At 66.2% G+C, this 10234-nt stretch carries 10 protein-coding genes; 5 read left to right on the top strand and 5 right to left on the bottom strand.

Annotated elements, in window-relative coordinates:
• The 5 genes from Q0D45_RS09090 to Q0D45_RS09110 all read right to left on the bottom strand — a co-directional run.
• Positions 1-762, bottom strand: a 762-nt coding sequence (locus tag Q0D45_RS09090; RefSeq protein WP_293391573.1) for a FecR domain-containing protein, incomplete at its 3' end; no start/stop codon positions are given.
• Positions 759-1259: a sigma-70 family RNA polymerase sigma factor gene (locus Q0D45_RS09095; RefSeq protein ID WP_293391576.1), complete on the bottom strand. Its 501-nt coding sequence runs from the start codon at positions 1257-1259 to the stop codon at positions 759-761. The genes Q0D45_RS09095 and Q0D45_RS09090, both read right to left, overlap by 4 nt.
• Before the next feature lie 162 nt (positions 1260-1421).
• Positions 1422-3902 (bottom strand): TonB-dependent siderophore receptor, encoded by a 2481-nt coding sequence (locus Q0D45_RS09100; protein ID WP_293391579.1) that lies wholly within the window; start codon positions 3900-3902, stop codon positions 1422-1424.
• 85 nt (positions 3903-3987) lie between these two features.
• On the bottom strand, positions 3988-4959 hold the full coding sequence (locus Q0D45_RS09105; RefSeq protein WP_293391583.1) for a FecR domain-containing protein: 972 nt from the start codon (positions 4957-4959) through the stop codon (positions 3988-3990).
• Complete coding sequence (locus Q0D45_RS09110) at positions 4956-5459, bottom strand: sigma-70 family RNA polymerase sigma factor (protein ID WP_293391586.1); 504 nt, start codon at positions 5457-5459, stop codon at positions 4956-4958. The genes Q0D45_RS09105 and Q0D45_RS09110 overlap by 4 nt, the downstream gene beginning before the upstream one ends.
• Positions 5460-5640: 181 nt before the next feature.
• Here Q0D45_RS09110 and Q0D45_RS09115 point away from each other — a divergent pair, with 181 nt between their 5' ends.
• The 5 genes from Q0D45_RS09115 to Q0D45_RS09135 form a co-directional block, all read left to right on the top strand.
• Complete coding sequence (locus Q0D45_RS09115) at positions 5641-6264, top strand: TetR/AcrR family transcriptional regulator (protein ID WP_293391589.1); 624 nt, start codon at positions 5641-5643, stop codon at positions 6262-6264.
• Between the two features lie 87 nt (positions 6265-6351).
• A complete protein-coding gene (locus Q0D45_RS09120; protein ID WP_293391592.1) occupies positions 6352-7176 on the top strand; it encodes a TIGR00266 family protein in 825 nt (274 codons plus the stop codon).
• Between the two features lie 97 nt (positions 7177-7273).
• Positions 7274-8260: a hypothetical protein gene (locus Q0D45_RS09125; RefSeq protein ID WP_293391595.1), complete on the top strand. Its 987-nt coding sequence runs from the start codon at positions 7274-7276 to the stop codon at positions 8258-8260.
• Between the two features lie 149 nt (positions 8261-8409).
• The gene (locus Q0D45_RS09130; protein ID WP_366946396.1) at positions 8410-9816 is read left to right on the top strand and encodes a TIGR00366 family protein; all 1407 of its coding nucleotides are present in this window, start codon (positions 8410-8412) and stop codon (positions 9814-9816) included.
• A partial coding sequence (locus tag Q0D45_RS09135; protein WP_293391600.1) for an MFS transporter occupies positions 9813-10234 on the top strand: 422 nt, incomplete at its 3' end. The genes Q0D45_RS09130 and Q0D45_RS09135, both read left to right, overlap by 4 nt.

The raw sequence follows: 10234 nt of genomic DNA on the forward strand, positions 1-10234 counted from the left end.
ATAGACAATGCCGCGCGACCAGTCGTCGGCATGCGCGCTTGCGGGCTGCACGCTACCCGGCGCTTGCGAGCCGAATCGGAGCTGCTGACCCTGATGCAGAATCTGCACGCCCGGCGCGCTGCCGGCTCGAATCTCGACCGCGTGTTCCAACACCGTCACCTGCGTCGCCGCGTCCAGCTGGCGGACGACGAAGCGCGTCCCCAGCGCACGGATCTGGCCCTGCTGCGTCTCGACGATGAACGACCGGCCGGCCGGATCCTGCGCCGTCTGGATCAGGATTTCGCCCTGCCGCAATCTCCGCAGGCGCAGCTGCGCGTCGTAGCGGACATCGACTGCGGTAGCGGTGTTGAGATGCACCAGGCCGCCATCGACCAGCGTGATCCAGCGATGCTCGCCAACGCCGGTGCGCTGGTCTGCGCTCCAGGCCTGCCAGGGCAGATGGCGCTGCGCAAGCCACGCGGCGGGCGGCGCCGCCACCAGCAGCGCCAGCGACCGCAAGGCCGTCCGCCGATCGATGCCTTGGCTGCGTTGCAAGGTCTGCAAGCCCAGCGACGGCGGGATCGCGCCCAGGCTGCCACTGATGCGTTGCACGCGCTGCCAGGCCATCTGGTGCTCGGACGCACTCGCGCACCATTGTTCGAACCGCGCGTGATCGTTCGCCGTCGCCTCCGGCGACTGCAGCAACAGGAACCATTCGGCCGCCGCCAGGGCAACTGGCGGGCTCACCGCACCGCTGCGTCCCGCCCTCGCAGCGCCGTTCATGCTGCCAGTAGCACGCACTGCGCCAGCGCCTGGGCCACATAGCGCTTGACGCTGCGCTCGGAAACACCGAGCCGGCCGGCGATCTCCGCATAGCCCAGGCCCTCCAGCTGCGCCAGCAGAAAAGCCGCGCGCACCGCCGTCGGCAGGCCCTGCAGCATGGTGTCGATCTCATCGATCGCTTCGAGAATAAGCGCCCGCTCTTCCGGCGAAGACGCCAGCGGTTCCGGCACCGCCGCCAGGGCATCGAGATACGCCTGCTCCAGCGACTTGCGGCGATAGTGATTGAGCTGCAGGTTGCGAGCGACGGTGGTGAGGTAGGCACGCGGCTCACGGAGCTCCGCCACCGGCGCGGCGGTGAACACCCGTAGAAACGTATCGTTGGCCAGATCTTCAGCGTCGGCGAAGCCGAGCGTGCGGCGCAGACGGCGATACAACCAGCCGTGATGCTCGTGATAGATCGTGTGCAGGGAAACGGCGGAAACGGCGGAATCGGTCATACGCGGTGGCCAGGTCGGAATAGAGCCCTGGCTGCGCGTACTGGCTGAGGCGGGAAGAGGTCTGAAAGACTAGCGCAAGCGCCCGATCGATCACCCCTGAGCAGAGGAAACGCAGCGACCACCTTCCCAGGTGATCGCTGCGCCGTACGGTTGCGGGCGCGCTTACCAGCGGCCGTTGACGCTCAGCGTCACGTTGCGCGGCTCGCCGTAGAAGTTGCTGCCGTTGGATGTGCTGATGGTCTGGTAGTAGGTCGCGTCGAACAGGTTGTTGAGGTTGAGGCCGGCCGACCAGTGATCGTTGAGGCGATAGTCGCCGCGCAGTGCCACCACCGCGTAAGCCTTCTGGGTGAACGAGAACGGCACGGTGGGGCCGTCGTAGCGATCGGTCGCGGTGTTGAAGGTGGCGGCCGTGCCGGTGACGAAGTTGTCCGACTGCCAGTTGACGCCGCCACCCACGCGCGCCGCCGACCAGCCGCCCGGCAGCTGCGCCATGGTCCACAGCTTGAGCAGGTGCTTGGGCGTGCGCGGCGTGTACGAGGTGCCGTTGCGCGCGCCGTAGCCCGACTTGTACTCGTTGAGGTTGAAGGTATAGCCCAGCGACAGCTGCCAGCCCGGCAGGATCTCGCCGGTGACTTCGGCGTCAACGCCGCGGCTCTCGGCCTCGGCGTCGGCGATGAAGCAGCAGTTGGGCAGGGTCGAGGTGGACACCTGCACCGACGCATTCTTGCGCAGCGTCTTGTAGACCGCGACCGACGCGGTCAGCGCGCCGTCGATCCACGCGCCCTTAGCGCCGGCTTCCAGGGTGTTGCCTTCGATCGGCTTCAGCGGCTCTCCGTCCTCGGTGAGCGAGCCTGCCTGCGACTGGTAGATGCGCGAGTAGCTGGCGTACAAGCTGACGTCGCGCGTCGCGTCGAAGCTGAGGCCGGCAAACGGAATCGGCACGCCCGATTCGCGATAGAACACGCCACCCGGCGGATAGAGGTACTCGAAGTTGCTGAAGCGGATGCCCAGCGTGCTGTGCAGCGACGGGGTGATCTCGGAACGCAGCGTGGTGTAGAAGCCGCTCTGCTTCTGGCCACCGAACGGCAGCAGCGGCACATAGGCGGCGGGCACGCCGGGCTGCGCGAAGCCGCCGGAATTGAAGTCGAATACGTTCACTGCGGGACGCGCCGTCGGCGGATACAGGCTCACGCCGGTGCCGTTACTGAACATGTCCTGCCAGTTGCCGCCGACCACCAGCTCCTGCTCGAAGCCGAACACGTCGAAGCGGCCGTCGAGCGTCACGTCGGCGAGCTTGCTGCCATTGGAGACGTCGGTGCGCGCGCCGGCCAGCAGCGGGCCGGAGAGAGTCGCAGGGTCAACGGCGCCCGTCGCATTGCCCTGCACGTAGTCGTAATCGACCCACTGCTTGGTCAGGTTGACACGCAGGTTCCAGTTGCTGCCGATGGACTGGCGCAGCTGCAGGAACAGGTCGCGGTTGAGATCGTTGCGGCCCGACCAGTCGGTGCACAGGCAGCTGCTGCGCGGCAGCTTGAGATCCGCACCCGTGGAATAGCGCGGCAGGCCGAAATACAGGCCCGAGCGATCGGTCTGCTCATGGCTGCCGCCGAAAGTCACCAGTGTCGATGACGTGAGGTCGTATTCGAGCACGCCGTAGGCCACCGACTTCTCGCTGGATACGGTGTCGTAGAAGTAATCGCGATCCTCCCGCGCGAGCACTGCGCGGCCGCGCAATTTGCCGCCGAAACCCAGCGGGCCGGTGACATCGATCTGGGTGCGGTAACGGTCCCAGCCACCAGCCAGCGCGTCGAACAGCACCTGGTTGTGATCGAGCGGCTTCTTGCGGACCAGGTTGACGGTGCCACCGGGATTGCCCGCGCCGGCGAACAGGCCATCGGAGCCGCGCAGCACTTCGATGTGATCGAGCATCGCGATATCCGGCAGGCCGGAGTTGTACCAAAAGTTGTTCACTTGCGGCGCACCGCCGTCGGTCTGCAGCACCATCGAGAAGCCGCGCGCACTGAACGATGCGTGCCCGAGATAGCCCGAGCTTTGCGTCATCGAAATGCCCGTGGCCTGGGCCAGCGCTTCTTCGGCGGTGGTGATGTTCTGATCGCGAATGCGCTGCGCCGTGACCACCGATATCGACTGCTGGATCTGGCGCGGATCGCGCGCCGTCTTGCCGCCGACGACGACCGCCCGGGCGGTGTACGAACCGCTGCCTTCGGTGATCGTGTCGTCCACTGCGGCGGCAACCTTCACTACCGGCAGCAGGGTGGCATCCGACGCTGGCGGCAAGGCCCGCAGCGTGTAGCCACCATCAGTCTTGGCGACGGCTCCCAGACCGGTGCCGGCCAGCAGCAGCGCGAGCCCGTCGTCGACCCTGTGGCTGCCGTTCAAGCCGGCACTGGTCTTGTCGATCGCCAGGGTCGGCTCGAAGGACAACGAGATGCCGGCAGTGGCCGCGAACGCGGACAGCGCCGTCGTCAGCGGCCCGGCCGCGATCTCGAAGCTGATCGTCTGAGCCGCAGCCTGATCCTCCGGCGCGGCGATCGCCGGGTGGACCGCACAAGCCAGCGAAACCGCCAGGCAGGCGTTGCCGAGCACCACGCGCAGCGGCGCGGATATGAACCGGTACTTCATCTGCGTATCCCTTTTCTCGATGGGCAGTAGTGCCTCTACCTTCCATGCCCGGCGAAACCGGAAAAGGGGACAGGCCACCGCGGATTTATTTTTCCCGTCGCGCCCGCAAGCTCAGCCACCAACGGCTGCGGGCCTCGACTCGCACCGGAAAGGTCTGCTGCAACAGCGCCAGTACCCGATCCGGTTCGGCGAGCTGGAAGGCACCGGAAATGCGCAGGTCGGCGACTTCCGGATCGCAGCGCAGGATGCCCGGGCGATGACGCGACAGTTCCGCCGCGAAATCCGCGAGACGCTGGTTGTCGGCGACCAGCAGGCCGCGGGTCCAGGCGGCAGCGAGGGGGTCCGATGCTTGCGGCGCGCCGATGCTTGCAGCGCCGAACTCGGCCTGCTGACCGGCGTTGACGATCAGCACCGTGCCGCCCTGATCCGGACTGATTTCGACCGCGCCCTCGGATACCGCGACCCGGCTGTGGTCATCGAACTGCCGCACCACGAAGCGCGTGCCCAGCGCGCGGATGCGGCCCTGCGCGGTCTCGATCACGAAAGGCCGATGGATCGGCGCCGGATCGACGGCGGTGGCGATGAAGATTTCGCCGCGCCGGAGCCGTACGCGCCGCTCGCGAGTGTCGAAATGCAGATCGACCGCGCTATCGGTATTGAGCGTCAAGCGGCTGCCATCGGCCAGCACGATCTCGCGGCGCTCGCCGATCGCGGTGCGCTGATCGGCAGCGATCTCGCGCAGCGGCGTGGCGCGATACGCGGCCCAGCCCGCAGGCAGGCCGGTGAGCAGCAGTGCCAGCGTCTTCAAGGCCGCGCGGCGGCTGCGGTTGTCGAGCTTCCGGAAAGTGCTCAGACCAACACCAGCGGGGATTCCGCCAAGCGTGCCGAGCAGGGTTTCGGCACGTTGCCATGCGCGCTCATGCTCGGTGCTGCGGTGTCGCCATTGTTGCCAGGCGCTGCGATCAGCCTCGCTGGCTTCGCCGGAATGCAGTTGCGCCAGCCAGCCGGCCGCCTCATGGACGATGCCGGCATCGATCGCCTCGCCGGCCGCGCTCATTCGAGCACGCTCAGGCATTGCCCGAAGGCCAGCACCATGTGGCGCTTGACGGTGCGCGTCGAGATGCTGAGTTGTGCCGCGATCTGCGCATAACTCAGCCCTTCGAGCTGCGAGAGCAGAAACGCGCTGCGGACCGGGGACGGCAGCCCGCGCAGCAGGCGATCGATCTGGAGCAGCGCTTCGAGCACCAGCAGCCTCGATTCCGGCGACGGGCTGTGCTGCTCCGGCAGCGCGGCCAGCACGTCGAGATAGGCCCGCTCCAGCGCCTGCCGCTGACGCAGATTGATCAGCAGGCCGCGGGCGATCGTGGTCAGGTAGGCGCGCGGTTCGCGCCAGTCTTCGCGCTCGCGTTTCTGCAAGACCCGCACGAAGGTGTCCTGGGCGACATCGGCAGCGCTGTCGGCACAATCGAGCTTGCGACGCAGCCAGCATCGCAACCAGCCGTGATGGTCGCTGTAGAGCGTGTGCAGGGATTGAGCAGAAGCGGCGGAATCGCCCATGCGCGGCAGCCGGAGTCAGTGGTGTAGCCCTGGCTGCACGTGCTGGCTGAGGCGGGAAATTGCGCTGAAGAGTCTAACGCAGCGCCTGATCTCTCAGAAATAAACCGGTCGTCGACCCGGTGCCGGCGTCATTGGAACGGAGATCACGTGATAATTGCGTGACGCTTCTCCCTTACCGCCCATGGCCCGCAAACCTGCACACGAACAGTTCGACACGCTGAAAGCGATCCAGGATTGCGCCTTCGACCTGTTCGGCCGCTACGGCTATGACGGCGTGTCGATCGGCGATATCTCGACGGCAGCGAAGCTGTCGAAAGGCGCGCTTTACTGGCATTACACGAGCAAGGAAGCGCTCTATCTGGCCTGCCTGCGCCGCCTGCACGCGCTGTTCGACAGCTACATCTTCGACGTGATGCGCGCCGAGGCTGATCCGGTCGCGGGTGTGCTGGCGCTGTTCAACGGCATCAGCCGGTTACTTCAGGACCCGCTGGTGCGCAACGGCATCGCCGGCTACTGGCTGATCCCGGACAGCCCCGATACCGCCGAACTCGCTGCCGGCCAGCGGGCTTTCGAAGCGCGTTCGGTCGAGGTGATCCGCAGCGTGCTGGCGCGGGGCGTCGAGCTGGGCCATTTCGATTTCGGCGACGATCTCGACGACATGTCGAGAGCGATCATCTCGATCGTCGAAGCCGTGGTGCTGCCACTGCGCCACGCGACGCCGGACGAGGTGCGCCGCACCCTCGGCGTGCTGGCGCGCACGCTGTTCCGCGCCTACGACAAGCGTGGCCCGGTGCCGCGGTTCTGAGCGCCACTCCGGTCATCTCGGCGGCACAGGCTTGCGGCACAATCCGTCCAGCACCCCATTTCAAGCCAGCCCCAAGGAGCAAGACCCATGGCCATGGATGTGATCGATTACAAGCTGTACGGTGAAGACATGCAGTTCGTCGAGATCGAACTCGACCCGAACGAAGCCGCGATCGGCGAAGCCGGCGCGATGATGTTCATGGAAGACGGCATCGTCATGGACACCATCTTCGGTGACGGCTCGCAGGCCAACAAAGGCTTCTGGGGCGCGCTCGCCGGTGCCGGCAAGCGTCTGGTGACCGGTGAAAGCCTGTTCACCACGGTGTTCGCCAACCAGGGCATGGGCAAGAAGAAGGTCGCCTTCGCCGCGCCCTACCCCGGCACCATCGTGCCGGTGCACCTGCCGGATGTCGGCGGCACCCTGATCTGTCAGAAGGATTCCTTTCTCTGCGCCGCGAAAGGGGTCTCGATCGGCATCGCCTTCCAGAAGCGCCTCGGCGTCGGCCTGTTCGGCGGCGAGGGCTTCATCATGCAGCGGCTCGATGGCGACGGCCTGGCCTTCATCCATGCCGGCGGCACCTTGTACGAGCGCACTTTGGCGCCGGGTGAAACCCTGCGCGTCGATACCGGCTGCATCGTCGCCATGCAGCCCAGCGTCAATTTCGACATCCAGTACGTCGGCAAGCTGAAGTCGGCCTTGTTCTCCGGCGAAGGTCTGTTCTATGCCGTGCTGCAGGGCCCGGGCCGGATCTGGCTGCAGTCGCTGCCGCTGTCGCGGATGGCCAATCGCATCGTCATGGCCGCACCGGCGATGGGCGGCCGTTCGCGCGACGAAGGTTCGCTGCTCGGCGGCGTCGGTGGTGGCCTGGTCGGTGGCGGTCTGCTCGGCGGCTTGCTGGGCAGTGACGAGTAAGCTGAACCGCCAGCGACCGTCCGCGGTCTGAAATGCAGCGCCGTCCCATCCCTGATCCCCGTCCCCTGGAGTCACCGTGAACCCACCTCGCTCGCAAATGCTTGTGCCGCCGCTTCCCAGCCGCCCGCTGCTGGCCATCGGCCTGGCGCTGTCCGGCCTGATCGGCTGCTCGTCGCCATCCGTGCAGGCCGAACCGGCCGCCGCCAGTTCCGGCCCGAATGCCGCCGCAACGGCCACTGCCAACGGCAGCGCCAACTGCAAGGCGATCGGCGATTTCTACTGGGAGGTCGGTGACGGCAAGGGCACGGTGGTTTCGGGCGCGGTCGGTGACGAATACGCACCGAACAAGACCATCAAGATCGCCTCGGCATCGAAGTTCGTCTGGGGCGCCTACGTGCTCGAGAAGATCGGCAAGGGCAAGGAACCGGATGACCGCACCGTGCAGGCGCTGACCATGCGGTCCGGCCTGGTCAAGTTCAATCCGATCGTCTGTCTGCTGAGCCGCACGGCGGAGTCCTGCCTGACTTCGCGCAGCAACGCCGAGCAGGATCCGTCGGCAGTCGGCAAGTTCTCCTACGGCGGCGGCCATGATCAGAAGCTGGCGATCGATCTCGGCCTCGGCGGCTTCAACGCCGCGCAGATGACTCGCGAAGTGCAGAGCTATCTCGGCGGCGATCTCGGCCTGGTCTACGACAAGCCGCAGCCGGCCGGCGGCATGGAAGGCACGCCGGCGGGCTATGCCGGCTTCCTGCGCAAGATCATCAACGGCCAGCTGCGGATGAAGGAATTCCTTGGCAAGGACGCCGTCTGCACCCTGCCCGGCAGCTGCCCGGGTGCCTTGACCAGCCCGGTCAAGGAAGCCTGGCACTACAGCCTGAACCACTGGGTCGAGGATGACCCGCGCACCGGTGATGGCAGCTACTCGTCGCCCGGCCTGCTCGGTTTCTATCCCTGGATTTCCAAGGACAAGACCACCTACGGCATCGTCGCGCGGGAACAGTTGCGGGCCAATTCTTACTGGACCAGCGTCCAGTGTGGCCGCGACATCCGCAAGGCTTATTTCACTGGCAAGGCTGTTCAGTAAATAGCTGCTGGCTTTGAAAGACGCGCCGCTAACCCCGGCGCGTTTTTTTCGTTGAGTCCTTGCTTGCGCCGCTATCATCGCGGCGATCAACGAGGCGTCGCGATCGACGATGCCCGGAAATGGGAGTTGGCGTGAATCCAGGCAATCCGATGTCGCGACTGGCGCTGCGCTTCTGTGCCTGGTCGGAACGCTGGTTTCCGGATGCCTGGGTGTTCTCGGTCTCGGCGGTGCTGATCGTCTGCTTCGCAGCCCTCGCGATCGGCGCTACGCCGGCAGCAACAGTCAAGGCTTTCGGCGACGGCGCCTGGTCGCTGATCCCGTTCACGATGCAGGTCTGCTACGTGCTGATCGGCGGCCATGTGGTGGCGCTGTCGCCGCCGGTTTCGCGGCTGATCGAGAAGCTCGCCGCGCAGCCGAAGACTGGTTCCGGCGCCGTCGGACTGGTGGCGATGACCTGCATGGCGCTGTCCTTGCTGCACTGGGCTTTGGGTTTCGTCGCCGCTGGCCTGCTGGTCCGGGCACTGGCTAGGCGCCACGATCTGGCGATGGACTATCGCGCTGCCTCGGCGGCCGGCTATCTCGGGCTGGGTGCGGTCTGGGCGTTGGGCCTGTCGTCCACCGCCGCGCAGTTCCAGGCCAATGCTTCGAGCATGAGCCGGGAGCTGCTGGCGATCACCGGCGTCATCCCGTTCACCCAGACCATTTTCCTGTGGCAGTCGCTACTGATGACCGTGGTCATCGTCGCGATGTCCTGGCTGATCGCCGTGCGCTCGGCACCGGCGCCGGCCTTGGCGCAGACGGCCACGCAACTCGGCATCGATGTCTCACTGCCGCAGCCAGCAGCGACCCGGGTGCTGCGGCCCGGCGAGCGGCCGGAGCACAGTCCCTGGCTGAACTGGGCGCTGGCGCTGCTCGGCCTCGCCTGGCTGTGGGGCGAGTTCGCAGCGCGCGGTTTCGTTGCCGGCATCGCCAATCTGAACACCTACAACTTCCTGTTCCTGGTCATCGGCCTGCTGCTGCAGGGCACGCCGCGCCGCTTCCTCGATGCGGTGACCCACTCGGTGCCGTCGACGGCCGGGATCATGATCCAGTTTCCGCTGTACGCCGGCATCGCCATGGTGCTGACCGCCGCGAAAGCGCCGGACGGCGCGACCATCGCCAGCCATCTGTCGACCTTCTTCGCCGGCATCGCGACCAAGGAGAGCTTTCCGGCGGTGATCGGCCTGTACTCGGCGACACTCGGCTTCTTCGTGCCTTCGGGCGGCGGCAAGTGGCTGATCGAAGCGCCGTACGTGATGCAGGCGGCCAACGAGCTGAAGGTGCATCTGGGCTGGAGCGTGATGATCTACAACGCGGCGGAAGCGCTGCCGAACCTGATCAATCCGCTGTTCATGCTGCCGCTGCTCGGCATCGTCAAGCTGAAAGTCCGCGACATCGTCGGCTACACCTTCCTGCAGTTCATCATCCATCTGCCAGTGGTGCTGTTGCTGCTCTGGGCGCTGGGCCTGACGCTGAGTTACATACCGCCGCAATTCCCTGAAGGGCTCAAGCCATGAACACAGTGCCGATGACGCCACGCGCCCGCTTCCGGGCGATCTTCAGCGGCTCGATCGGCAACCTCGTCGAGTACTACGACTGGTATGCCTACTCGGCGTTCGCGCTGTACTTCTCGAAAGCCTTCTTCCCCGGCAGCGATCCGACCGCGCAGCTGCTGAACACCGCCGGCATCTTCGCGCTCGGTTTCTTCATGCGGCCGCTCGGTGGCTGGCTGATGGGCAGTCTCGCCGACCGCCGTGGCCGGCGCGCAGCGATGCTGCTGTCAGTGCTGATGATGTGCGCCGGCTCGCTGACCATCGCGCTGACGCCGGGCTATGCGCAGATCGGCGTTGCTGCGCCGATCATCCTGGTCATCTGCCGGCTGGTGCAGGGCCTGAGCCTGGGCGGCGAGTACGGCATTTCGGCGACTTATCTGAG

It is taken from the genome of Nevskia sp., assembly GCF_023266035.1.
Classification (GTDB): Bacteria; Pseudomonadota; Gammaproteobacteria; order Nevskiales; family Nevskiaceae; genus Nevskia.